Genomic DNA, 24,428 nt, shown 5'->3' with positions numbered 1-24,428 from the left:
ATGTTCCGCCTGACCGAATATATGCGCGAGCTTGTGTCCCCCTCACCCCCGCGTCGCCGGACACGGCCGGGCACGGTCCGTCCGGTGGTGATCTGGAACCTGACGCGCAGCTGCAACCTCAAATGCCGCCATTGCTATACAGTTTCGGCCGACCGGCCCTTTCCCGGCGAGCTGACGCATGACGAGGCGATCTTGGTCCTGCGCGATCTGTCGGATTTTCGTGTCCCGGCCCTGATCCTGTCCGGGGGCGAGCCGATGGCGCGCTTTGACTTTTGGGAACTGGCCAAAGAGGCGCGGCGGCTGGACTTTCGCCACCTTGCTCTTTCGACCAATGGCACAAGGATCGACGCCGGAAATGTCGCGCGGCTGGCCGATCTGCGCTTTGACTATGTCGGTATCTCGCTTGACGGAATCGGGACCGTGAACGACTGGTTCCGCGGCGTCGAGGGCGCTTTTGATCAGGCGCTTGCCGGGGTGCGGGCCTGTAAGGCGCAGGGGATCAAGGTCGGCCTGCGTTTTACCATCACCGAGAGCAACGCCCATCACCTGCCCGCCATGCTGGACCTGTGCCGGGATGAGGGCGTGGACAAATTCTACCTGTCGCATCTGGTCTATGCCGGACGCGGAGACAAGCACCGGGGCGAGGACACCGCCCATACCCGCACCCGCCACGCGATGGACCTGCTGATCGACCGCGCATGGAAGGCGGTCGAGAAGGGCGAGCCGCTGGAGATCGTAACCGGCAATAACGACACCGACGCCGTCTATTTCCTGCGTTGGGCCGAGACCCGCTTTCCGGCCCAGACCATCGCCCACCTGCGCAAGCATCTTGAGGCATGGGGGGGCAATTCCTCGGGTCTTGGCGTCGGCAATATCGACCCGCAGGGCAAGGTCCACCCTGATACCTATTGGTCGGATTACACGCTGGGTTCGGTCAAAGAGCGGCCCTTTTCAGAAATCTGGACCGGCGACGATCCCATGCTGGCAACACTGCGAACCCGTCCGCGCCCGTTAAAGGGCCGCTGCGGCGCCTGCGCCTATCAGGCGGTCTGTGGCGGCAACACCCGCATCCGCGCGCTGCAACTGACCGGCGATCCATGGGCCGAGGATCCGGCCTGTTATCTTTCCGCAGCCGAGATTGGCGCAGAGAGTGCCGATCTTGACCGTCTTGCCGTGACACCTTTCCGGGGAAAAAGCCATGATCCGGCCCATCGTTTTTTCTAGTCTGCTGGCTGCCCTGCCACTGACCATGCTTGCATCTGCGGCAGCACAGGCCGATGCCGCCGCAGACTATGCCGAACATTGCGCCGCCTGCCATGGCGAGGACCGGCTGGGCGGCACCGGCCCCGCGCTGATCCCCGAAACGCTGGGTCGGGTGCGGGGCATTGATCAGGTGATCGCTCAGGGTCGCGTTTCGACCCAGATGGAGGGCTTTTCCGACCGTCTCTCGCCCCAGGCGATCGCGGCGCTGGTCGAATATGTGACCGCCCCACTTGGCCATCGCCCGGACTGGGACGCTGCCCGGATCGCCGACAGCCGCGAGATGAACCCCGATTACCAGCCCGCCGACAGTCCGGTTTTCGCCGCCGATCCGCTGAATATCACGCTGGTCGTCGAAACCGGGGACCATCATGTCAGCGTGCTTGATGGCGACAGTTTCGAGGTGCTGGACCGTTTTGCCACCCCTTTTGCCGTCCATGGCGGGCCAAAGTTCAGCCCTGACGGGCGCTTTGTGTACATCATGTCGCGCGATGGCTGGGTGCAGAAATACGATATCTGGTCGCTGTCCGAGGTCGGCCGCATCCGCGCCGCCCTGAACAGCCGCAACATTGCGATCAGTCCGGACGGTCAGCGTATTGCGGTGGCGAACTATCTGCCGGAAAGCCTGACCATCCTTGATGCGGACCTGAACCCCGTCGGCCTGATTGAAACGCGGGTCAAGGACAGGCCCAGCCGGGTCAGCGCCGTTTATCAGGCCCCGCAGCGCCACAGCTTTGTTCTGGCGCTGAAGGATGCGCCCGAAATCTGGGAGGTCGGGACCACCGACCTGGCAATCCGCCGCATCCCGATCAATGAGCCGCTGGACGACTTCTTCTTTTCGCCGGACTACCGCCAGCTGATCGGCGCCAACCGCGACGGCGACAAGGGCGTGGTGATCGACCTCGACGACGGGCACAAGGTTGCGGAACTGCCTCTGCCGGGCATGCCGCATCTTGGCTCGGGCATCACATGGCAGCGCGACGGCCGCCGGGTCATGGCGACCCCTCATCTGGGCGAGGGCGTCATCTCGGTCATCGACATGCAGGACTGGAGCCTTGTCGGGCAGATAAAGACCGCGGGTCCGGGCTTTTTCCTGCGCGGTCATGCCTCCAGCCCCTATGTCTGGGCGGATGTGTTCTTTGGCCCGCACAAGGATCAGATGCATGTCATCGACAAAGAAACGCTGGAAATCGTCAGGACACTGGCCCCCTTTCCCGGCCGGACCTTCGCCCATAGCGAATTCACCCGCGACGGCAGCCATGTGCTGGTCTCGCTGTGGGAGGATGAGGGCGCGGTCGTCGTCTATGACGCGAAAACGCTGCAAGAGGTGAAACGGCTGCCGATGCGCAAGCCTTCGGGGAAATACAATGTCTGGAACAAGATCACATTCGAGGACGGTACCAGTCACTGACGGCTGGCCGGCATGGAAACTGGCGCTGCTGTTTTACCCATTCGCGGCGGCGGCGGTCTGGATCAACCTTTTCATGCTGTCGTTGCTGGCAAGCTGGACTGGCCTGCCTGTACTGCCGCCCGCCCGCGCAATGGCAGCGGCGGCGGTGCTGGGTATGCCCGTCGCCTATGCCGCAGGGCGCTGGATCCGCGGTCTGATGGACAAGGCGCAGGGCCCTGAATCCCGCCCGGATGATAATCATTGATTATCTTGAATATCAAAATTAATAAATTTCAATAATTCAACTCTCCCGCTATACAAGTCTCAGCAGACTGTTAAGAGTTATCGGAGCCATCCGTTGCGGTCCCCTGAATGGGCGCAATCCGCATCCGGTCACGCTGCCTCGCCCAGCGACGCAGCCCAGCAAAAGGAGAGCCAACATGGACGGGAACAATATCGCCAGTTCGGGAAAATGCCCGGTGATGCACGGCGCGAATACCGCGCTCGGCACTTCGGTCATGGACTGGTGGCCGAACGCGCTGAACCTGGACATCCTGCATCAGCACGACAGCAAGACCAACCCGCTCAGGGGGTTCAACTACCGCGAAGCGGTCAAGACGCTGGACGTCGAGGCGCTGAAGGCTGATCTGCGTGCACTGATCAATACCAGCCAGGACTGGTGGCCGGCCGACTGGGGCAGCTATGTCGGCATGTTCGTCCGTACCGCCTGGCACGCCGCCGGATCCTATCGCGTCGGCGACGGCCGGGGCGGCGCCAATACCGGCAACCAGCGTTTCGCGCCGCTGAACTCGTGGCCTGACAACGTCAACACCGACAAGGGCCGCCGCCTGCTGTGGCCGATTAAAAAGAAATACGGCAACAAGATTTCCTGGGCCGACCTGATCGTGCTTGCCGGCACCGTCGCCTATGAGGCCGCCGGCCTTAGGACCTATGGCTTTGCCTTTGGGCGTGAGGACATCTGGCACCCCGAAAAGGACACCTATTGGGGTGACGAAAAGGAATGGCTTGCCCCCAGCGACGGCCGCTATGACGATGTGAGCAAGGCCGAGACGCTGTCGAACCCGCTGGCCGCTGTGCAGATGGGCCTGATTTACGTCAACCCCGAAGGGGTGAACGGCAAATCGGACCCGCAGGCGACCGCGAACCAGATGCGCGAAACCTTTGCCCGCATGGGCATGAACGACGAGGAAACCGTGGCGCTGACTGCGGGCGGCCACACCGTCGGCAAATGCCACGGCAATGGCAGCGCCGCTGATCTGAGCGCCGACCCCGAGGCCGCATCGCCCGAGTTTCAGGGCCTTGGCTGGATCAACACCAAAGGCCGCGGCGTGGGGCGCAATACCGTTGTTTCCGGCCTTGAAGGTGCGTGGACGACCAAGCCGACCGAATGGGACAACGGCTTCTTCCGGATGCTGTTCAACCATGAATGGACACTGACGCACAGCCCTGCGGGTGCCTCGCAATGGGTGCCGATCTCGATCGCCGAAGAGGACAAGCCCGTGGACGTCGAGGACCCCTCGATCCGGGTAATGCCGATGATGACCGACGCCGATATGGCGCTGAAGGTCGATCCGATCTATCGCGAAATCTCGTTGCGCTTCATGAACGACTTTGAGGCGTTCAGCGATGCTTTTGCCCGCGCATGGTTCAAGCTGACCCACCGCGACATGGGCCCGCGCAGCCGCTATATCGGCCCCGATGTGCCGTCCGAGGATCTGATCTGGCAAGACCCGATCCCCGCCGGGACCAGCAACTACGACGTCGCCGGTCTCAAGGCACGCATCGCCGCCAGCGGGCTGAGCGTGGCAGAACTGGTCTCGACCGCATGGGACAGCGCCCGGACCTATCGTGGCTCGGACATGCGCGGCGGGGCCAACGGTGCCCGTATCCGCCTTGCCCCGCAAAAGGACTGGATCGGCAACGAGCCCGGGCGCCTGCAAAAGGTCCTGTCGGTGCTTGAGCCTCTGGCAGCCGAGTTCGGCGCCAGTGTCGCCGACACCATCGTCCTGGCCGGCAATGTCGGGATCGAACAGGCCGCCAAGGCCGCCGGTTTCGATATCGAGGTCCCCTTTGCCCCCGGCCGTGGCGACGCCACGCAAGAGATGACGGATGTCGAATCCTTTGCGGTGCTTGAGCCGATCCACGACGGCTATCGCAACTGGCTCAAGGCCGACTATTCGGTCAGCCCCGAAGAGCTGATGCTGGACCGCACCCAGCTTTTGGGTCTGACCGCGCCCGAGATGGTGGTGCTGGTCGGCGGTATGCGGGTTCTGGGCACTAACCACGGCGGCACCAGGCACGGCGTGTTCACCAGCCGCGAAGGGGCGTTGACGAATGACTTCTTCGCCAACCTCACCGATATGGCGAACACCTGGGTACCGGCCGATAACGGGACCTATGAGATCCGCGACCGCAAGACCGGCGCGGTGAAATGGACCGCAACGCGGCTTGACCTGGTCTTTGGCTCGAACTCGATCCTGCGTTCCTACGCCGAGGTCTATGCCCAGGACGACAACGCCGAGAAGTTCGTAAACGACTTCGTCGCCGCCTGGGTCAAGGTGATGAACGCCGACCGTTTCGACCTGCGGGCCTGATCATAGCCGGGACCGTGGGTCCCGGATCGCCAGAACAAGAACCGCCCGGAGGCCTGTCACCTCCGGGCGGTTTCGTATCTGGCTCAAGGCGCAGGGCGCAACGCTCCGAACGCACAAATTTGCCGAACCAATCATCCCGCCTTGGCTCAGTAACGAGCCGGAACAAGACGGACAACAGCATCTGGCGCCAGGAAAAGCGGCATCCGGCGCATGGCGTCACAACACGGATTGCCGGACGGTGGCGTTGATGGTATTCAGCGCAACGCAACTGGTTCTGAGAGGTTCTGCCCAGCCAGTATTGAATATTCGGGGTTCTTGCCGCGCACACGTAGCTTGCGCACAGGGTCGCATAAAACTGATGCTGATACGTTACATAGTTCTTTGCGACAGACAAGCCGGAAAAAGAGCTTTGAACAGCAGAAATACGGCCAGATCGGCATCATGATCAGCATGGATAGTATCGTTCCCCGGAAAAGCGATTGTACAGATATCCGCTATCAGACCGATCGCAGAACCCTAAGAAAACAGCCGCCAGAAACCCTAAACGCCATCATCGCCAGTAAGCATCCAACCCACCAGGAAACCAATGCTCAGGTTTTCGTTAGCGCCATCATTTGCAAGAACCACAATGGCCACGCCCGGCAATCAAATCATGAAGATGATGGCATAGCATACCGCCCCCCTGAACTGGCCGAGACAGATCGGAAAGTAACGAGCCGGAAATCTCTGATACGCTACGTGGAATCGCCCCCATTCCGCTCAGACGCTGGTGAGATTTTGAAACAGCACAACACTTTCAACGCTGAATCTTAAGCCAAGAACGAAAACACGGACTGCGCCAAGGTGTGCGCGATATCCGGCCACGAGAATGAGGACGTACTGAAATGGACAATCAGGCCAACGAAAAATACGACGTAGCTATTATCGGGGTCGGCGTCGGAGCTAACTACGGCTCGGTTCTAACCTATTACAGCCTTTATCAAACGGTTCAGTCGTTTGGAAACAAGGTCCTTATGGTGTCAAAGATCGGCGCCAGCGCGGATGACCCAGAGATTCAGAATACACATGCGATCAAGTTCGCAAGAAAGCATTACAATCTCAGCAAAATTTACAGTCAGACGACCGTTCATGAACTTAACCGGATCGCCAATACTTTTGTAATCGGTTCGGATCAGGTCTGGAACTACGGGATCTCGCAGCATTTCGGCAAAGCCTTTTATCTGGACTTTACCGAGGATTCCAAACGCCGGATCTCTTATGCGGCGTCCTTTGGCCACTCAAAAGATTTCTCGCCGCCTGATGAAGTACCCGTCATCTCCGAGTTGATGCGCCGCTTCCACGCGATCTCGGTCCGCGAAGATTCCGGCGTAAAAATCGCACGCGACATCTATCAGGTGCCGGCCAAGCAGGTGGCCGAGCCGATCTTCCTGCTTGACACCCAGCGCTATCTTGATCTGGCGGCCCAATCGACACGAGATGTGTCAGGGCCCTATCTGCTGGCTTATATTCTGGACCCGACGCCTCAGAAAAAGGCGGCGATCGAGCATGTTGCAAAAGAAAAGAACCTGAAAATCAGGATCATTCTTGACGCATGGCCGCACCTGTTTGAAAAAAACAAGCAGAGCATGGGTATCGAGGGCGCGGTCGAGGAGGGCATCGACACCTACGATTTCCTCAAACTTTATGCCAACAGCTCGTATGTTCTGACCGACTCGTTCCACGGCACGGCCTTCGCACTGAAGTTTGGTAAACCCTTTGCCTCGATTGGCAACAAGCGTCGCGGTGTGGCTCGTTTCCATTCACTGTTTGGAATTGTGGGCCATAAGGAACGTTTCACGCTGGATGCAAACGACATCCTGACCAGAAGCGCCGATTTCCTGGCTCCGCTCGACTATACCTCCATTCACGCAGCTCTTGACGCACATGTCAAAGAATCGAAGCTGTGGCTGAAATCGGCACTTAAGACGCCGATCCGGAACACGATTGCCGCAGTGGAGAAAAAGAAACTTTCTCCGTCCCTGGGTGCACGCCTGCGCAATGGCAAGCTGGAGCGGGCGCTGAGAAAATCTGCCGAACTTATCAAGTTCCAGATGAGCAAGCAGAAGTTCAGCCTGAGGGCGCCGCAATTCACCGCCAATAGCGACGCATGGACAGTTACCCACACCGGTCAGGCCACGCAGTTGAAGGCTGTATCTCCAGTCCGGGGCAATCTGGTATGGACCGACCTGCCCGAGCCGCTGAAGGAAGATTCCGCATATGAACTGACGATTGACTGGACAGTGCGCACAGCATCCGACCTCGTCAATGTTCACATCCGCAACCCGCAAACCGGAAAGTTCCGCGTTATTGGTGCCGTAGCACCAAAAAAGAAAACGAACGTGCCGCGCACCGACAAACTGAGCTTCGTCGTGCCTACCTCAGGCTTTTCTCAGATCATGTTCGGGGCAGTTCATTTCATCGGCGTAAATGCCGGAGCCGATATTACCGGGATATCTCTGCGCTCGATCCCCAAAGAGGCTGTTGTGCCGAATGCGGCGCCTGCCGCACCGTCCAAACGCAAGAAGGACGCGGCAACGGTCGTGCGAGAGCTGGGCGAACACGATATCAACCGCTTTATCAACTTCTATGCACAGCACCGCATCTCCCGCAATGTCGAGAATGCGCGTTCCCTGCTGATGTTCTATAGCCACGGTTTTGAAAAGGGGCTGAGCCGGTCCGAAAGCTTCCGCCCCGGCTTTGGCAAGGACTACATGCTGCCGCTGGCCGAAGAGATGAATAAGTGGATCAAAGCGGGCCGTGATCCAAAAGATTCCTTCTTCCAGATCGCTGCATCGGTCATGCACAACTATTTCGAGCGGCATCGTGAGATCGGCTTTGACGTATCTCACTTCTGGAAGCTGTTCCACGCGCCTGTCCAGGAGGCGATTCAGAAAGCGGACAAAGGTACCGGCGGGGTCCAGGCCGCCCATCTGACCCGAGAAGCCGAGGTCGACAGGTTCCAGAATCGCAGTTTTGTAGATGTCGTCTTTTCGCGGCGCAGCGTCCGTGAATTCACATCGGATCCTGTCCGCAACGAGGATATCGAGCGCGCCATTCGGATTGCGCAGCAAGCGCCATCAGTCTGTAACCGCCAACCGGTCCGGGTCCATCAGTTCACCAACCCCGATGCCATCAAGGCCGCGCTTGAGCTGCAAGGCGGCTTCCGGGGCTACAAAACCCCGCCAAAGCTGCTGCTTATCACAAGCGATCTGTCAGCCTTTGTCGGCGCGGTTGAAAGGAACCAGGCCTTTATCGATGGCGGCCTCTTTATGATGCTGCTGTTGCTTGGGCTCGAACAGATGGGTCTGGGGGGCTGCAGCCTTAACACCGCCATGAACGCCGAGCGGGAAAAAGCGATCCGGAACATTCTGAACATCCCTGAGAACGAAGTCTTTATCTCCTTCGTCGCCGTTGGGCATTACGACCCGGCAGTCCTGACGCCGCGTTCGAAGCGCATACCGGTCCAGGAAGTACTGGCATCGCACGAAAAGGCCTGACTGTGGGCCCCGGAGAGCAACTGTGGAAAGAGCTTCGCCAATGAACAGCATGCCGAAAGAGGCGTTGGGACGTCCCAGCCTGAGCAAAGGACAGTATCCGATTCAGTCCGCAATCTGGCCTGAGCATGGAATATCTACGGAAGTGCCTACCTATGTGCACCTGTCCGGTCCTGCAGGTATTTCGCTGAAACAGGGTGGCATCCACTTTGCTCCCGGAGGAAGGGCGTCCACCGACTGCTATTACAACCTCTTCAACCTTGGCAAATGGCGTGCTCTGTGCGGAGATCTACCCATCTCGCTATGGCTGCTGGGCAAAGGTCAATTCCAGCTGACCGTCTGGCTGGCGGCGCAGGACAAGTCGTGGAATCAGCTCTACAGCGAGGCAGTTTCCATCAACGGCAGCCTGTCACTGCCGCTTGACCTGACGGGGTTTGATGATCCTTGCATCGTTCTGTTTTTCGAACTGGTTGCGCTTGGTGATGGGGAATTGCAGGATTTTGCCTGGACCACCTCGGCCCCGCCGCGCCAGTATCCCGAGCTGATGCTCTCTGTTACCACCTTCCGGCGCGAAGAGGCGGTAACCTCGACCATCGAACGCTTTGCCCGTTTCCGCGAAGCCTCGGAGCTGCGCGACCATATCCGGATGAATATCGTCGATAACGGCCGCTCGATCCCGGAAAGCTCGGTTGCGGGCATTACGGTCATCCCGAACGAGAATCTGGGCGGCGCCGGTGGGTTTGCCCGCGGCTTGCTTGAGGCTCGCAAGGCAGGTGCCACCCACTGCTTGTTCATGGACGATGATGCCTCGATCCATATGGAGGCAATCACCCGGACCTGGTGGTTCCTCGCCTATAGTACCGACCCACGGACCGCAGTTGCGGGCGCAATGATCAATGCCGATCACCGCTGGCAGATATGGGAAAACGGCGCGATCTTTGATCGGGGCTGCAAACCGCAATATTTTGGTCTTGATGCCAGATCTACAGGCGACGTTTTCAAGATGGAGTTTGAAACCACGTTTCCTGCTCCACGCGGGTTCTACGCGGGCTGGTGGTTCTTTGCCTTCCCCGTCGATCAGGCGACGCACATGCCATTCCCCTTCTTCGTACGGGGGGATGACGTCAGCTTTGCGCTTGCCAATGATTTTAGGATCGTCACCCTGCCGGGTGTCGCTTCCATTCAGGAAGGCTTTACCGACAAGGCATCACCGATGACCTGGTATCTCGACATGCGCAGTCATCTGGCCCACCACCTGAGCCTGCCTTCAAAGCATGTCAGCTGGTTCAAATTGCAGCGCATGTTTTTCAGCTTTTACCTGCGTACAATCGTGCGGTTCCATTATGAAAGCCTGGCTGCCGTCAATCTTGCGATCGAGGACGTGCTGAAGGGGCCGCAGTTCTTTTCGGATAACGCGGACATGACCCAACGCCGAAAAGTGTTGCAGGAGATGACTAAATCCGAAGCGTGGAAATCTGTCGAGATCCCCCCGCAACCACGGAACGGCCGCTGCTCGCGCCCACTTCGTGCATTGCTGTTGCTGACACTCAACGGACACCTGCTGCCTTTTGCCAATACGCTGGGCAGCCGTTTGGTCATGTCAGCCGCAAATCGTGACAACTTCCGCGAGATGTATGGCGCAAAGGAAATCACTTTTCTGAACACGCAGAGGACGAAAAACTATACCGTGCAGCGCGATAGAAAGGCTTTTTGGCGTGAAAGCGTACGAATGATCCGCAACAGCCTGAAGGTGCGGTCAAGCTATGCAAAGCTCCGCGCTGATTGGCAGGGAAAATACGACACCTATACCTCTGAAGATTTTTGGCAGGAAAAGCTGATCAAGGATTCCTGACTGTCCTGCCTGTTGAACGGCACGCAACGTTGCTTGCAACGGGCGGGCCCTCACAGCCTTTTCGTTTTTGTTTTGTATCCCATAAGGGCACGGCGTCCGGTTCTGATTGCTTGGACCAGTGATTCCATCACAAAAAGCTTTGCGGGTCGATATCCACCGACAGCCGCAGGTTTGTCGGCGCCTTTGGTGCGCTGTTCAGCCACTGCGCAATAGCGCCCTGCACCGGCGCCTGACGCGGGGCACGGATCAGCATGCGCACCCGGTAGCGCCCGCGCACCCGCGCGATCGGCGCAGGCGCGGGACCAAAAAGCTCAGCACCGACCGCGCGCAGGGGCTCTGTCCGGCGGGCCAGCTCGCGGGCGTAATCCTCGACCACGGGCTGATCGGGATGGGACAGGATAATCCCCGCCAACCGGCCAAAGGGCGGCATACCCGCCCCCTGCCGCGCCGCTGCCTCGGCGTCCCAGAATGTCTCATCCTCGCCCGACAGGATCGCGCGAATGACAGGGTGGTCAGGCTGATAGGTCTGTAACAGCGCCAGCCCGCGCGCATCGCCGCCCTCACGCCCCGCCCTGCCAGCAACCTGACGCATCAGCTGGAACGACCGCTCGGCCGCGCGCAGATCCGCACCTTGCAGTCCAAGATCCGCGTCGATCACGCCCACCAGCGTCAGCCGGGGAAAGTTGTGGCCCTTGGCGACAATCTGGGTGCCGATAATGATATCCGTGCCGCCTGAGCCGATATCGGCAATCGCCTCTTTCAGCGCCCGGGCCGAGTGGAACAGGTCCGAGGACAGGACTGTCGCCCGCGCCTCGGGAAAACGCTCGGCCACCTCTTCGGCCAGCCGTTCGACGCCCGGGCCGATTGCGGTCATCTTGCCCTCGACCCCGCAACTGGGACAGGCGGTCGGAATGGGTTTGGTGGCTCCGCATTGGTGACAGACAAGCCGGTTCTGAAAGCGATGCTCGACCATGCGCGCATCGCAATGGTCGCAGCCAATCTGCTGGCCGCAGGCACGGCAGGCGGTGATAGGGGCGTAACCGCGCCGGTTCAGAAACAGCAGCGATTGCTCACCCCGTTCGTGCCGGGCGCGGATCTCGGCCGCAAGGCGCGGGCTGATCCAGCGGCCCTTGTCCATCTCCTGCTGGCGCAGGTCGATTGCGGCCATCTCGGGCAGTTCGGCGCTGCCGTAGCGGGCGCGCAGATCAAGGCGGCGGTATTTCCCCAGCCCCGCGTTCACCCAGCTTTCGACCGAGGGCGTGGCCGAGGCCAGCACCACCTGCGCCGCCTCGATGCTGGCGCGCAGCACGGCCATGTCGCGGGCGCTGTAATAGACCGTATCCTCTTGCTTATAGCTCGGGTCGTGCTCTTCATCGACGACGATCAGGCCCAGATCGGCAAAGGGCAGGAACAGGGCCGAGCGGGCGCCGACCACCAGCCCGACATGATGCGTCGCGGCCATGGTCCATAGCCGACGCCGTTCACCCCGGGTGATGCCGGAATGCCATTCCCCGGGCCGGGCACCGAAACGTGCCTCGACACGGTCAAGAAATTCGGCCGAAAGCGCGATCTCGGGCAGCAGCACCAGCGCCTGCCGGCCCTGACGCAGACATTCGGCCACCGCCTCAAGATAGACCTCGGTTTTGCCCGAACCGGTAACGCCGCGCAAAAGCGTTGTGCCATAGCCGCGCGCCTTCAGCGTCGCGCGCAGGCTTTCGGCAGCCTCGGCCTGATCGGGGGCCAGAGGCTTGCCCGGCAAATCAGGGTCAAGTCGGGGATAGGGGGTGTCGCGCGGGGCCAGCACCTCGGCCAGCGTCCCGGCTTTGACCAGCCCCTGGACGACCGAAGAGCTGACCCCGGCAAGCTGCGCCAGCTCAGAGGGGGCAAAGCCTGCCCCGCCGTGATCCTCGATCACCCGCAGGACGGCGGCGCGGGCGTCTGTCATACGCTCAGGCTCGGGTCCGGCACGATGGATGATGCGCCGCGCCGACGGCGGCTGATCCAGATCGGGCGCCCGCGTCGCCATCCGCAGCGCAAGGGGCAACGGCGTCAGCGTGTATTCCGCCATGCGCGTCAGGAACTCGATCATCCCCGGCCCCAGCGGCGGGGCGTCGATCAGCCGCGCGACAGGTCGCAGCCGTGCTGCGTCGAAATCGCCGACACCCGGCCCCCAGACGGCGCCCATCACCCGGCGCGGCCCCAACGGCACGATGACCAGCTGTCCCAGCCGCACGCCCCCCTCGGGCGCAAGATAGTCGAGCACGCCGACCACCTCTTGCGTCAGCACCGCGATCCGCGCGCCATGAGGGTAGAAAAGCGGCTGAGACATCACACCGAGATCGACGGTCAGACAAACATCAGAAGAACCGGCCAGTTCGCCAGCAGCAGCGGCCCGGCGGGCAGGAACGGCAACAGATCGGCAAGATTGGGCTGAAAGACTTCCACGGGTGTTCTCCTGCAGCGATGGCGGACGGAATCTGACCCAGACCATGCGGCCGGATGCGCGTCACTAGTGACACGGCAGCGCCCCGGCCCGCAAGTCGCGCGCCGGACTTCACGCGCGGACTGTTATGCGCTAAACCCACGGTAAAACCGCAAGAAGGGCTCCTCCACATGAAATTCTTTGTCGATACCGCCGATGTCGCCGCCATCCGCGAACTGAACGATCTGGGCATGGTGGATGGCGTCACCACCAACCCGTCGCTGATCCTGAAGTCGGGCCGCAACATCCTGGAAGTCACCAAGGAGATCTGCGACATCGTCGAAGGCCCCGTCAGCGCCGAAGTCGTCGCCCAAAAAGCCGAAGACATGATCCGCGAGGGCGAGCATCTGGCCAAGATCGCGCCGAATATCACCGTCAAGGTGCCGCTGACCTGGGACGGGCTCAAGGCTTGCAAGGCGCTGTCCTCGGCCGGTCACAAGGTCAACGTGACGCTGTGCTTCTCGCCCGCGCAGGCGATTCTGGCCGCCAAGGCCGGCGCGACCTTCATCAGCCCCTTCATCGGCCGTCTGGACGACAACAACTTTGACGGCCTGGACCTGATCGCCCAGATCCGCGAGATCTATGACAATTACGACTTCCAGACCGAGATCCTTGCCGCGTCGATCCGCACTGTGAACCACATCACCGATGCCGCCCGTATCGGCGCCGACGTGATCACCGCCCCGCCCGCCGTCATCAAGGCGATGGCGAATCACATCCTGACCGACAAGGGGCTGGAACAGTTCAACGCTGACTGGGCCAAGACCGGACAAAAGATCGTCTGATGACCATCGGGGCCTCTGCGACCGGACTGACCGAAGAGACACGCGCCCGGCTGCTTGCCCAGCCCGAGCTGATCCTGTCCGATCGTGACCTGATGCGCGCGCTGATCGGCGCGCGCGAGGCCGAGCTGGGCGATAATGTCGTCGACATCAGGGGCCGGGCCATGCAGGCGCTTGAGTCGCGGCTGGACCGGCTGGAGGCGGCGCATGAATCGGTGATCTCTGCCGCCTATGACAACCAGTCGGGGATGAACACCGTTCACCGCGCTGTGCTGTCATTGCTTGAGCCGACGGATTTTCAGGAGTTTCTGGAAAATCTCGACATGGCGGTCGCACCGATCCTGCGGGTCGAGACGCTGCGCCTGATCATGGAATCGGGCGGTACCATTCCCGAACCCGAGGGCAGCGGCCCCCTGTTGATCGCCCCTGCGGGCACGGTGGCGCAGCTGATCTCGGGCGGGCGGCGGATGCCACGCGGGGATGATATCGTGCTGCGCAGCGTCGCTGATGCGACCCTGCCCTTTCACGGCCCTGCCCGCGCGCCGATCCGGTCCGAGGCGCTGTTGCCGATCGACCTTGGTATCGGGCGGTTCCCGGCGCTTTTGCTGATGGGCTCGGCCGAGGCGGGACGGTTCACGCCTGCTCAGGGCACCGATCTGCTGCGCTTTTTCGGGCAGGTATTCCGGCTGGTCCTGATTTCGTGGTTGAGGAAATGAACGGCGCGCCGGAGCCCCTTGCTCTGGCCCCGGTCATGGCCGATGCGCTTGCGCGCTGGCTGGATAGCGAGCGCGCGACCCGGGGCCGCTCGGACCACACGATCCGCGCCTATCAGGGCGACCTTTTGGCGTTCCTGGCCTTTCTGGGCAGCTATCACGGCGCGCCCGCCTTGCCCGCAACCCTGGCGGGGCTGACCCAGACCGATATGCGCGCCTTTGCCGCCGCCGAACGTGGGCGCGGGCTTTCGGCGCGGTCGCTGGCCCGGCGGCTGTCGGCGACGCGCAGCTTTATCCGCTGGATGTCGGACCGCCACGGTTTCGATGCGTCAAAGGCGCTGGCGTCACGCGGACCAAAGTACACTCGGTCCCTGCCCCGCCCCCTTGCCCCCGAACAGGCCGAGGCGCTGTTGGACATCACCGCCGACACCCACCCCGAGGCATGGATCTCGGCCCGCGACGTCGCGGTGCTGACGCTGCTGTGGGGCTGCGGGCTGCGGATATCCGAGGCGCTGGGGCTGAACGGCAACGATTGGCCGCTGCGCGAAGCCCTGACCATACGCGGCAAGGGCGGCAAAGAGCGGCAGGTGCCGGTCCTGCCCACCGCACGCGACGCGATTGCCGATTATCTGCGCCTCTGCCCCTACCCGCTGGAGGCCGACGGCCCGCTGTTTCGCGGTGCGCGCGGCGGACGGCTTAGCCAGACACTGGTCGCCGGAGTGATGCGTCAGGCGCGTCAGGTGCTTGGCCTGCCGCCGACGGCCACACCCCATGCGCTGCGCCATTCATTCGCCACACATCTGCTGGCAGCCGGCGGCGATCTGCGCACGATCCAAGAGCTTTTGGGCCATGCAAGCCTGTCCACCACGCAGGTTTATACCGGTGTGGATGATGCCCATATGCTGGCCGTCTATCGCGCCGCCCATCCCCGCGCCTGAGCCCTGCCGTCCCTGATCGCGCCCGCTTTACATTTCCCGCGGTTAAGCCCAAAGCGGCGGAATGCTGCTGGACCTTTCCCTTGATCTCGTTCTGCTTTTGGCCGGAGCCGCCTTTGCGGCTGGTTTCGTCGATGCCATCGCTGGCGGGGGCGGGCTGATCACCGTGCCTGCGCTGCTGCTTGCGGGCCTGCCTCCTGCGCAGGCGCTGGCCACGAACAAGGTGCAGGGCGTGTTCGGGGCGGCAACGGCGGCGATCTCTTATGCGCGGCGTGGACTTGTCGATCTGCGCCATCAGATCAGAGCGGCGGCGGTCGCCTTTCTGGGCGGTCTGATCGGCGCGCTTTTGGTGACCTGGATTCCGACGCAGGCGCTGCGCTATGGCCTTCCGGTGGTGCTGATCGGCATTGCTGCCTTTTTCGCGCTAAAGCCGGGGCTGGATGATACAGATCGCGTTCGCCGCATCTCTCCGGCGCTGTTCACGGCAACGGTGGTGCCGGTCATCGCCTTTTATGACGGGCTGCTTGGACCGGGGACCGGATCGTTCTTCATGCTCGGCTTTGTCATGCTGGCGGGTTACGGCATCCTCAAAGCAACGGCACATACCAAACTGTTGAACTTTGCCTCGAACCTTGGCGGGCTGATCGCCTTTGCCGTGGTGGGCAAACCACTGTGGCTGCTTGGCGCCATCATGGCTGTGGCGCAGATCGCCGGCGCGATGCTTGGCGCGCGGCTGGCCATGCGAATCGGCGCCAAGGTCATCAAGCCGCTGCTGGTCGTCACCTCGACCTTGCTGGCACTGCGGCTGATCTGGCAGTTGCTCTAGGGCCGGTCAGACCGGAAAACCCCGTGCCCGGCGCAGCTCGCCCGTCGCAAGGCCACGCCAGTTGCGGTGGGGGCCGCTCAGGTATTTCTGCACCACCGGGTCCCCTTCTTCGAGCAGGCCCAGATGCACAAGCAGCGCGGTTATCGCCGCCTCGGCCGCGCGGGTGCCTCCGTCCAGTATCTTGATCGCGATGCCAAGACCCCGTTCGGGAATAATGCCGGTGAACACCGCCTCGGCCCCGGTCTTGACGACGGCACGGCCTTTGGTCGCACGCATCAGCTCAGTGCAGGCGCGCCCCTCGCCCGCGACCAGTTCGGGATGCAAACGCATCGCCTCAACCAGCCGCGTCTGAGCCTGCCCGCGTGCACCACCCTTGGGACGCGCAAACCCGGCCATGGCATGGGCAAGCCCCTCGATCGTGCAGGCAAAGTTCGGGGCAGAACAGCCGTCGATCCCCCAGCGCGCCACGGTCTCGCCCGTCACTTCTTCAAAGGCGCGGCGGACAGCACGCTGCACGGGGTGATCAATCTCGACATATTCCGGGCCGGCGTTCACGTGCCGGGACAGCGTCAGAAAGCCCGCATGTTTGCCCGAGCAGTTGTTATGGATCTGGCAGGGGCTGTCATCGGCACAGATCAGCCGCTTACGCTCATCCGGGTCGCGGGGCAAATGCGCGCCACAGCGCAGATCGCTGTCCTCAAGCCCCAGCGCGGCAAGCCAGCTTTCGACCCGCTCGACATGCTGACGCGCGCCATTATGACTGGCGCAGGCCAGCGCAAGTTGTTCAGAGTTCAGCCGTGCCGCATCGGCTGCACCGCTTTCGACAAGGGGCAGCGCCTGGATCATTTTGCAGGAAGAACGGGGGTAGATCACGGTGCCGGGGTTGCCCCAAGCTTCGACGATACCATCGCCATCAGCGATCACCACATGGCCCATATGGCTGCTTTCGCACATGCCGCCTCGCCACAATTCGATCAGTCTGGCTGCGGTCATGGGTGCATTTTCCTCTGACAATCGCGCGATTTTCCGCAAACGGGGGTTTTTCACGGCTTCCTTTTCGCATTATCTTGCCCCCAGATGGTTGAAAACGCCACCATCATCGGCAACAAGCCGGATTGAACCGGACCATGGCAGGAGGCCAGAGCATGTTGAAATTCGCGCCGCGCGCCGCAGCGGCAGCCGCCGCACTCGCAATCGCCGCGTCTTCGCCGGTCCTGGCCCAGGACTCGACGAATGTGATCGGGACCGAGGGCGACTGGACCGTCTTTTCGGCGAGCAGCCCCAAGGAATGCTGGGCCGTGTCGGCACCGAAATCGACCCAGAACCTCGACTCAAGCGGCAATCCCAAAGAGGTGACACGCGGCGATATCCGCCTTTACGTCGCCTATCGTCCCGGCCAGTCGGGCGAAGTGTCCTTTTCGGGCGGCTATCCCTTCGCCCCGGATTCGGCGGTCGAGCTGAATATCGGTGGTCAGGTCTTCAAGCTGTTCACCGAAGGGGAAAGCGCGTGGACCGGCTCTCCCGCTGACGACAGCAAACTGATCAGCGCCCTGCGCGCCGGTTCTTCGGCGGTCGTGACCGGACGTTCCTCGCGCGGGACGGTCACCAAGGACACGTTCAGCCTGTCGGGCATCACCGCTGCGACGAACAAGGCGCAGGCCGCCTGCAAGTAAGCAGCGGCCACAGTAGCGGACAAAGACAAGACAGGGGCCCGGGCCCCTGTTTTCTTTTGGGCCGCCTTGCACTATATAGGCCTATCGCCTTTCCCCGCCCGGACACCCCAGCCTATGAACGCCCCGACTGCCGCCCCGATCACTCAGGACCTGCTGACCATCCCGCGCAAGCTGCCCGAGACAGGTCGTGTCAATATCGTCGGGCTGACCCGCGACCAGCTGCACGATGCCCTGATCGAGGCTGGCACGCCCGAGCGTCAGGCCCGCATGCGCGTTGGCCAGATCTGGCAATGGGTCTATCACTGGGGCGTGCGTGACTTTGCCTTGATGACCAATCTGGCCAAGGATTATCGCGCCCTGCTTGCCGGGAAATTCGAAATCGCGGTGCCCGAGATCGTCACCCGCCAGGTCAGCGCTGATGGCACGCGCAAATACCTGCTGCGCATCGCTGGCGGGCATGAGGTCGAAACGGTCTATATCCCCGAGGAAGGGCGCGGCACGCTGTGCATCTCAAGCCAGGTAGGCTGCACGCTGACATGTTCTTTCTGCCACACCGGCACGCAGAAACTGGTGCGCAACCTGACGGCGGGCGAAATCGTCGGTCAGGTCATGGTCGCCCGCGACGATCTGGACGAATGGCCCCAGCCCGGCGCCCCCAAGGATGAAACGCGGCTGGTGTCGAACGTCGTGCTGATGGGCATGGGCGAGCCGCTGTATAACTTTGAAAACGTGCGCGACGCGATGAAGGTGGTGATGGACGGCGAAGGCATCAGCCTGTCGCGCCGCCGCATCACCCTGTCGACCAGCGGCATCGTGCCCGAGATTGCCCGCACCGCAGAAGAGATCGGCTGCCTTCTGGCCGTCAGTTTCCACGCCACCACGGACGATGTGCGCAACCGGCTGGTCCCGGTGAACCGCAAGTGGAACATCGAGGTGCTGTTGAACGCGTTGCGCGAATACCCCCGCCTGTCGAATTCGGAACGCATCACCTTTGAATATGTGATGCTGGACGGCGTGAACGACAGCGACGACGACGCACGCCGGCTGGTCAAGCTGATCCGCGGCATCCCGGCCAAGGTGAACCTGATCCCGTTCAACGAATGGCCCGGTTCGCCCTATCGTCGTTCCAGCTGGGACCGGATCGAGGCGTTTGCCGATATTGTGCACAAGGCAGGCTATGCCTCGCCCATCCGCACGCCCAGAGGCGAGGATATCATGGCCGCCTGCGGCCAGCTGAAATCCGCAACTGAACGGGGCCGGAAATCTGCCGCCCAGATCGCTGCCGAAGCCGGGGCCGGTGCCTGAAACTGTCCGGTCCGTGCCTTTTCATCCCGCAGAACCGTTGCGGCAATGACTCGCACCGGGCTTGGCTCTCATCACGATTCCGCCACGACCCAGCCCAAGCTTGCCCCCCGCCGCCTGCGGTCGTAGAAGCGTGACGACCCGCGTAAGAGGTGCCGCATGACCCAGCCGAACCGTCCGAAACCCGTCGTCCTGTGCATCCTCGATGGCTGGGGCATTTCCGACCGGCCCGAGCAGAGCGCACCCGATCAGGCGAGGACGCCAAATTTCGACCGGCTGATGCACGACTGCCCGCATGCGCGGCTGGTGACCTTTGGCCCGGATGTCGGTCTGCCGAAAGGCCAGATGGGTAACTCTGAGGTCGGGCATACCAATATCGGCGCGGGCCGGGTCGTAGCCATGGATCTGGGTCAGATCGACCTCGCAATCGAGGATGGCAGCTTTTACGAAAACCCGGCGATTGGCGAGTTCATCCGCAAGCTCAAGGCCTCGGGTGGCACTGCCCATCTGATGGGTGTCATCTCGGACGGCGGGGTGCATGGCCATCTTGAGCATGTGCTTGCCGCAGCGCGGGCCATCGCTGACAAAGGGGTGCCGGTCGTCATCCACGCGGTGACAGATGGCCGCGACGTGGCGCCTGAATCGGCCTCGGGCTTTATGGCTGACCTGCTGGGCCGGATGCCCCAGGCAGCGCGTATCGGCACTGTCATCGGTCGTTATTACGCCATGGACCGCGATAATCGGTGGGAACGCGTCTCGCGCGCCTATGCCGCCATGATCCGCGGCGAGGGGCTGCACGCCGCAAATGCGGCCGACGCCGTGGCCGAGGCTTATGCCCGCGGCGAAACCGACGAATTCATCGAACCGACCGTGATCGGGGATTACGCCGGGGCGCGGGACAATGACGGGTTCTTCTGCCTCAACTTCCGCGCTGACCGCGCGCGAGAAATCCTTGCCGCCATCGGCCAGCCGGATTTCTCGGCCTTTGACACCGGACGGCGGCCAGAATGGGCGGCGTTGCTTGGCATGGTCGATTATTCGGCCAGACATGACGAATATATGACTGCCGCCTATCCCAAGCGGCCGGTTGTGAACACGCTGGGCGCCTGGGTGGCGCAAAAGGGTCTGCGGCAGTTCCGTCTGGCCGAGACCGAGAAATACCCCCATGTCACCTTCTTTCTGAACGGCGGCAAGGAAACGCCCGAACCGGGCGAGGACCGCTTTATGCCGAACAGCCCCAAGGTCGCGACCTATGATCTTGCCCCCGAGATGGCCGCACCCGAGGTCAGCGCCAAACTGGTCGAGGCGATTGGCGCGGGCTATGATCTGATCGTCGTGAACTATGCCAACCCTGACATGGTCGGCCATACCGGCAGCCTGCCCGCCGCAATCCGCGCCTGCGAGGCGGTGGACCAGGGGCTGGGCATGATGCTGGCGGCGTTGGAGAAAGCTGGCGGCGCGGCGGTGGTCATCGCCGATCACGGCAATTGCGAAACGATGATCGACCCCGAAACCGGCGGCCCGCACACCGCCCATACCACCAACCCGGTACCGGTGATCGTCTTTGGCGGCCCAAAGGGGGCAAGGCTGCGCAATGGCCGGCTGGCCGAAGTCGCGCCCACGGTGCTTGACCTGATGGGTCTGGACCTGCCGCCCGAAATGACCGGCACATCACTGATCGAGCGCGCATGAAACCATGGCTGTTCCTGCCGGTGCTGATGGCTTTGGCCATCGGCTCGATCGCCCCGGCTCAGCCGGCGACTCCGGGACAGGGCGATTCGCAACTGAATGATGCGGCAGAGCAGGCCGCCGAGGCAGCCAACATGCTGCGCGAGGCGGTCAGCCAGCTGGACGAGGCCCTGACCGAGGACGATCAGGTTGCCTCTTTGACCCGCATGATCCGCGCCTATGAGCAGGGCCTCTCGGCGCTGCGCGAGGGGCTGCGTCGTGCCGGTATCCGCGAACAAGAGATCCGCACCGAATTCGATTCGCGCCGCGAACGGCTGGGCCGGGTGCTGGGCGTGATGACGTCGATGCAGAAATCACCCGAAACCATGCTGCTTTTGCATCCCGCCGGACCGGAATCCTCGGCCCGGGCGGGAATGATCCTGTCCTCGGTTGCACCGGGACTTGAGGCCGAGGCCCGCAGCATGCAGCAAAAGCTTGAGGAAATCCGCACCGTGCGCGCCATCCAGCTTAGCGCCGCGAACACGCTGGCGCAGGGGCTTGGGCAGGTGCAAGAGGCGCGGCGGCTGCTTGCCTCGGCGGTTACCGACCGTTCAAACCTGCCGGTGCGCTTTGGCGAGGACCCAAAGGAGCTGACGGCACTGGTGCAATCGGCCGACACGCTGGAGGCCTTTGCCTCGGGCATCGTCGGCATGGAACAGGACGTCGGCGCGCCCATGGCCGATTTCGAGGGTGCACAGGGCAGCCTGCCCCTGCCGGTGCTGGGCAGGGTACTGCATCGCTATGATGAACCCGATGCCGCCGGTGTACGCAGGCCGGGACTGGTCATCGCGACCGCCCCCGCCGCGCTTGTCACGACCCCCTGGCCCGCCACCATCCGCTATCGCGGACCTTTGCTTGATTACGGCAATGTGATGATCGTTGAGCCCGCGCGCGGGTATCTGATGATATTTGCCGGTCTGGCGCAGGTCTTTGGCGAGACGGGCGACGTGCTGGCGGCGGGCGAACCGGTTGGTCTGATGGGCGGACAGGAACCCCCCGCGCAAGAGTTCGGCGCCGAGTTTGTCGCCAATGCCGCAGCCGGAGGTGGCGCTGGACAGAGCGAGACACTCTATGTTGAACTTCGCAACGGCAAGGAAACACTGGACCCGGCCGAGTGGTTCATGATGAATCCAATCGTCGGAGAAGCCACGAACGGCATGGACCGCAGCAACGCAACCGGGCAGGACGGAACCGAATGAGACATTATCTTCTGGCAGGGGCGATCGGCACGCTTGCGGGCATCACCGTCGCCACCCAATTCGCGGGTCCCCTGGTCGCGCAGGAATCCGGCAAGAACGCCTCGGTCTATGAACAGCTTGACCTGTTCGGCAATGTGTTCGAGCGCGTCCGTGCCGATTACGTCGAACAGGTGGACGACAAGAAGCTGATCGAGGCAGCGATCAACGGTATGCTGACCTCGCTTGATCCGCACAGCTCGTTCCTGTCGGCCAAGGATTACGACGACATGCAGACCCAGACCCGTGGCAGCTTTGGCGGCCTTGGGATCGAGGTCGGGCAAGAGGACGGGCTGGTCAAGGTCATCTCGCCCATCGACGACACCCCGGCAGCCGAGGCCGGCGTCAAGGCCGGTGATTACATCACCCATGTGAACGGCGAATCGCTGATGGGCCTGAACCTGGACGAGGCGGTCGAAAAGATGCGCGGCCCGGTTGGTTCGGAAATCAAGATCACCATTCTGCGCGAGGGCGAAAAAGAGCCCTTTGATCTGACCATCACCCGCGACGTCATCAAGCTGACGGTGGTCAAAACCCGCATCGAGGGCCATGCCGTCGTCCTGCGCGTCACCACCTTCAACGACGAAACCTTCTCGACGCTCAAGACTGAGATGGCAAAGGCTATCGAGGATGCGGGCGGCATCGAGAAGGTCACGGGCTTTGTGCTGGACCTGCGCAACAACCCCGGCGGTCTGCTGAACCAGGCGATCGAGGTTTCGGACGCATTCCTTGACCGCGGCGAGATCGTCTCGACCCGCGGCCGCAAAACCGAGGACAGCGAGCGATGGAATGCCAAGACCGGCGACCTGGCGCAGGGCAAACCGATGGTCGTGCTGATCAACGGCGGCTCGGCCTCGGCCTCGGAAATTGTCACCGGCGCGCTGCAGGATCACCGCCGTGCCATCGTCGTGGGCACCAAGAGCTTTGGCAAAGGCTCGGTCCAGACGGTGATGCCGGTCACTTCGGACAGCGCCATCCGGCTGACGACGGCACGCTATTATACGCCCTCGGGCCGCTCGATTCAGGCCCTTGGCATCCAGCCCGATATCATCGTCGAGCAGCCGGCACCCAAGCCCAAGGACGAGGATGAGGCCAACAAGCCGCTGACCGAGTCGAAATTCCTCAGCTCCGAAGCCGATCTGCGCGGGGCGCTGAACAACGATTCGATCAGCGACGAAGAGCGCAAGCAGATCGAGGAAGAGGCCAAGCAGGTCGCCGCCACCGCAAAACTGCGGGAAGAGGACTACCAGCTGGCCTATGCCGTCGACATCCTCAAGGGGCTCGCTGCCGTGGATTACCACGCCCAGGCCGTGCCCGAGGCCGCGAAACCCGCCAATACCGGCGAGGATTCGGGTCAGGAGGGGGCGAAGGCCGAATGAGCACAGAGCTGCTCGGCCCGTCGGGCCTGCCCTATCGTCCCTGTGCGGGGGTGGTGCTGATCAACCCCGCCGGGCTGATTTTTGCCGGGCAGCGCATCGACAATCCCGGCCCCGCCTGGCAGATGCCTCAGGGCGGCATCGACAAGGGCGAAACCCCGCGCGAGGCCGCGTTGCGCGAGCTGGTCGAGGAAACCGGCGTCACCCCCGATCTGGTCGAGGTGGTGTCCGAAACCCCGGACTGGGTGACCTATGACCTGCCGCCCGAGCTTTTGGGCAAGGTCTGGAAGGGCAAATACGGCGGGCAAAAGCAGAAATGGTTTGCCATGCGCTTTCACGGTGCCGACGACGCCATCCGTATTGAGACCGAACACCCGGAGTTCGACCGGTGGCAGTGGATGCGGGCCTCGGACCTGATCGAGAGCATCGTACCTTTCAAGCGCGAGGTCTATGCCCGCGTCCTCGCCGATTTCCGCGAAATTCTGGCTTGAAGGCAGTCCGTCCGGGGCCGGGCGGGCTTGCTTTGGGTCGGATCGGGAAGGGTTTCCCCGCCTGCGCGGGGATGGACAGGTCACAACCTTCAGGCCCGCATCAAGAAAGCGCGTCCCCGATGTGCGGGGATAATCCGCCAGCCCGGGACCGGCCTGCCCGTTTTCATAGTGTTCCCGGCATACGCCGGGATAAGCGGGCCGGTTCGGGATCGTCGGCGAAGTGATCGCCGTATTC

19 protein-coding genes are annotated in these 24,428 nt (G+C 62.3%); 17 read left to right on the top strand and 2 right to left on the bottom strand.

Translation table 11 applies throughout. From position 1 onward, the window contains the following. From nirJ to F8A10_RS01550, 7 genes are all read left to right on the top strand, one after another. A complete protein-coding gene (gene nirJ / locus F8A10_RS01580; RefSeq protein WP_152366540.1) occupies positions 1-1,224 on the top strand; it encodes a heme d1 biosynthesis radical SAM protein NirJ in 1,224 nt (407 codons plus the stop codon). Next, positions 1,199-2,671, top strand: a complete 1,473-nt coding sequence (locus F8A10_RS01575) for a nitrite reductase (RefSeq protein WP_085501377.1) — start codon at positions 1,199-1,201, stop codon at positions 2,669-2,671. Before nirJ ends, F8A10_RS01575 begins: the two co-directional genes overlap by 26 nt. Further along, positions 2,628-2,915 carry a hypothetical protein gene (locus F8A10_RS01570; RefSeq protein WP_029371474.1) on the top strand — a complete coding sequence of 96 codons (288 nt, stop codon included), beginning with the start codon at positions 2,628-2,630 and terminating at the stop codon, positions 2,913-2,915. The genes F8A10_RS01575 and F8A10_RS01570 overlap by 44 nt, the downstream gene beginning before the upstream one ends. A gap of 175 nt (positions 2,916-3,090) precedes the next feature. Beyond that, complete coding sequence (gene katG, locus F8A10_RS01565; RefSeq protein ID WP_010393319.1) at positions 3,091-5,265, top strand: catalase/peroxidase HPI; 2,175 nt, start codon at positions 3,091-3,093, stop codon at positions 5,263-5,265. Positions 5,266-5,475: 210 nt separating this feature from the next. After that, on the top strand, positions 5,476-6,078 hold the full coding sequence (locus F8A10_RS01560; RefSeq protein WP_138918279.1) for a hypothetical protein: 603 nt from the start codon (positions 5,476-5,478) through the stop codon (positions 6,076-6,078). 71 nt (positions 6,079-6,149) lie between these two features. Then, positions 6,150-8,801, top strand: a complete 2,652-nt coding sequence (locus tag F8A10_RS01555; protein WP_152366539.1) for a polysaccharide pyruvyl transferase family protein — start codon at positions 6,150-6,152, stop codon at positions 8,799-8,801. 142 nt (positions 8,802-8,943) lie between these two features. Next, a complete protein-coding gene (locus tag F8A10_RS01550) occupies positions 8,944-10,650 on the top strand; it encodes a glycosyltransferase family 2 protein (protein WP_227493397.1) in 1,707 nt (568 codons plus the stop codon). Positions 10,651-10,777: 127 nt separating this feature from the next. On the opposite strand, the gene F8A10_RS01545 is transcribed toward F8A10_RS01550, so the two are convergent. Continuing rightward, positions 10,778-12,979 (bottom strand): primosomal protein N', encoded by a 2,202-nt coding sequence (locus tag F8A10_RS01545; RefSeq protein WP_010393326.1) that lies wholly within the window; start codon positions 12,977-12,979, stop codon positions 10,778-10,780. A 284-nt stretch (positions 12,980-13,263) separates the two neighbouring features. Between F8A10_RS01545 and fsa the strand changes: the two genes are divergently transcribed. The 4 genes from fsa to F8A10_RS01525 all read left to right on the top strand — a co-directional run bounded on the left by fsa (position 13,264) and on the right by F8A10_RS01525 (position 16,388). Further along, positions 13,264-13,917 carry a fructose-6-phosphate aldolase gene (fsa, locus tag F8A10_RS01540; RefSeq protein WP_010393331.1) on the top strand — a complete coding sequence of 218 codons (654 nt, stop codon included), beginning with the start codon at positions 13,264-13,266 and terminating at the stop codon, positions 13,915-13,917. Continuing rightward, positions 13,917-14,630 carry a DUF484 family protein gene (locus F8A10_RS01535; protein WP_010393333.1) on the top strand — a complete coding sequence of 238 codons (714 nt, stop codon included), beginning with the start codon at positions 13,917-13,919 and terminating at the stop codon, positions 14,628-14,630. Before fsa ends, F8A10_RS01535 begins: the two co-directional genes overlap by 1 nt. After that, positions 14,627-15,565 carry a tyrosine recombinase XerC gene (locus F8A10_RS01530; RefSeq protein WP_010393335.1) on the top strand — a complete coding sequence of 313 codons (939 nt, stop codon included), beginning with the start codon at positions 14,627-14,629 and terminating at the stop codon, positions 15,563-15,565. Before F8A10_RS01535 ends, F8A10_RS01530 begins: the two co-directional genes overlap by 4 nt. A 64-nt stretch (positions 15,566-15,629) precedes the next feature. Continuing rightward, positions 15,630-16,388 (top strand): TSUP family transporter, encoded by a 759-nt coding sequence (locus F8A10_RS01525; protein ID WP_085501409.1) that lies wholly within the window; start codon positions 15,630-15,632, stop codon positions 16,386-16,388. A 6-nt stretch (positions 16,389-16,394) separates the two neighbouring features. On the opposite strand, the gene F8A10_RS01520 is transcribed toward F8A10_RS01525, so the two are convergent. Beyond that, complete coding sequence (locus F8A10_RS01520) at positions 16,395-17,381, bottom strand: asparaginase (protein WP_010393344.1); 987 nt, start codon at positions 17,379-17,381, stop codon at positions 16,395-16,397. Between the two features lie 152 nt (positions 17,382-17,533). Here F8A10_RS01520 and F8A10_RS01515 point away from each other — a divergent pair, with 152 nt between their 5' ends. From F8A10_RS01515 to F8A10_RS01490, 6 genes are all read left to right on the top strand, one after another. Next, positions 17,534-18,061: an invasion associated locus B family protein gene (locus tag F8A10_RS01515; RefSeq protein WP_010393345.1), complete on the top strand. Its 528-nt coding sequence runs from the start codon at positions 17,534-17,536 to the stop codon at positions 18,059-18,061. A gap of 114 nt (positions 18,062-18,175) precedes the next feature. Then, positions 18,176-19,366: a 23S rRNA (adenine(2503)-C(2))-methyltransferase RlmN gene (gene rlmN / locus F8A10_RS01510; protein ID WP_085501380.1), complete on the top strand. Its 1,191-nt coding sequence runs from the start codon at positions 18,176-18,178 to the stop codon at positions 19,364-19,366. Positions 19,367-19,522: 156 nt separating this feature from the next. Then, positions 19,523-21,055 (top strand): 2,3-bisphosphoglycerate-independent phosphoglycerate mutase, encoded by a 1,533-nt coding sequence (gene gpmI, locus F8A10_RS01505; RefSeq protein WP_010393351.1) that lies wholly within the window; start codon positions 19,523-19,525, stop codon positions 21,053-21,055. Further along, the gene (locus F8A10_RS01500; RefSeq protein WP_085501381.1) at positions 21,052-22,290 is read left to right on the top strand and encodes a murein hydrolase activator EnvC family protein; all 1,239 of its coding nucleotides are present in this window, start codon (positions 21,052-21,054) and stop codon (positions 22,288-22,290) included. Before gpmI ends, F8A10_RS01500 begins: the two co-directional genes overlap by 4 nt. Further along, positions 22,287-23,705: a S41 family peptidase gene (locus tag F8A10_RS01495; RefSeq protein WP_085501382.1), complete on the top strand. Its 1,419-nt coding sequence runs from the start codon at positions 22,287-22,289 to the stop codon at positions 23,703-23,705. Before F8A10_RS01500 ends, F8A10_RS01495 begins: the two co-directional genes overlap by 4 nt. Further along, the gene (locus F8A10_RS01490) at positions 23,702-24,193 is read left to right on the top strand and encodes an RNA pyrophosphohydrolase (protein WP_010393357.1); all 492 of its coding nucleotides are present in this window, start codon (positions 23,702-23,704) and stop codon (positions 24,191-24,193) included. Before F8A10_RS01495 ends, F8A10_RS01490 begins: the two co-directional genes overlap by 4 nt. Positions 24,194-24,428 lie beyond the last annotated feature (235 nt).

The sequence above is a fragment of the Paracoccus kondratievae genome, assembly GCF_009301415.1.
Lineage (GTDB): Bacteria > Pseudomonadota > Alphaproteobacteria > Rhodobacterales > Rhodobacteraceae > Paracoccus > Paracoccus kondratievae.
The sequence above is the reverse complement of the archived record's forward strand: the minus strand, read 5'-3'. Positions and strand labels throughout refer to the sequence as shown.

Bases quoted from the DNA above. Each gene is read 5' to 3' on its own strand.
- nirJ (WP_152366540.1), top strand. From the start codon at position 1: ATGTTCCGCCTGACCGAATATATGCGCGAGCTTGTGTCCCCCTCACCC.
- F8A10_RS01575 (WP_085501377.1), top strand. From the start codon at position 1,199: ATGATCCGGCCCATCGTTTTTTCTAGTCTGCTGGCTGCCCTGCCACTG.
- F8A10_RS01570 (WP_029371474.1), top strand. From the start codon at position 2,628: ATGTCTGGAACAAGATCACATTCGAGGACGGTACCAGTCACTGACGGC.
- katG (WP_010393319.1), top strand. From the start codon at position 3,091: ATGGACGGGAACAATATCGCCAGTTCGGGAAAATGCCCGGTGATGCAC.
- F8A10_RS01560 (WP_138918279.1), top strand. From the start codon at position 5,476: ATGGCGTCACAACACGGATTGCCGGACGGTGGCGTTGATGGTATTCAG.
- F8A10_RS01555 (WP_152366539.1), top strand. From the start codon at position 6,150: ATGGACAATCAGGCCAACGAAAAATACGACGTAGCTATTATCGGGGTC.
- F8A10_RS01545 (WP_010393326.1), bottom strand. From the start codon at position 12,979: ATGTCTCAGCCGCTTTTCTACCCTCATGGCGCGCGGATCGCGGTGCTG.
- fsa (WP_010393331.1), top strand. From the start codon at position 13,264: ATGAAATTCTTTGTCGATACCGCCGATGTCGCCGCCATCCGCGAACTG.
- F8A10_RS01535 (WP_010393333.1), top strand. From the start codon at position 13,917: ATGACCATCGGGGCCTCTGCGACCGGACTGACCGAAGAGACACGCGCC.
- F8A10_RS01530 (WP_010393335.1), top strand. From the start codon at position 14,627: ATGAACGGCGCGCCGGAGCCCCTTGCTCTGGCCCCGGTCATGGCCGAT.
- F8A10_RS01520 (WP_010393344.1), bottom strand. From the start codon at position 17,381: ATGACCGCAGCCAGACTGATCGAATTGTGGCGAGGCGGCATGTGCGAA.
- F8A10_RS01515 (WP_010393345.1), top strand. From the start codon at position 17,534: ATGTTGAAATTCGCGCCGCGCGCCGCAGCGGCAGCCGCCGCACTCGCA.
- rlmN (WP_085501380.1), top strand. From the start codon at position 18,176: ATGAACGCCCCGACTGCCGCCCCGATCACTCAGGACCTGCTGACCATC.
- gpmI (WP_010393351.1), top strand. From the start codon at position 19,523: ATGACCCAGCCGAACCGTCCGAAACCCGTCGTCCTGTGCATCCTCGAT.
- F8A10_RS01500 (WP_085501381.1), top strand. From the start codon at position 21,052: ATGAAACCATGGCTGTTCCTGCCGGTGCTGATGGCTTTGGCCATCGGC.
- F8A10_RS01495 (WP_085501382.1), top strand. From the start codon at position 22,287: ATGAGACATTATCTTCTGGCAGGGGCGATCGGCACGCTTGCGGGCATC.
- F8A10_RS01490 (WP_010393357.1), top strand. From the start codon at position 23,702: ATGAGCACAGAGCTGCTCGGCCCGTCGGGCCTGCCCTATCGTCCCTGT.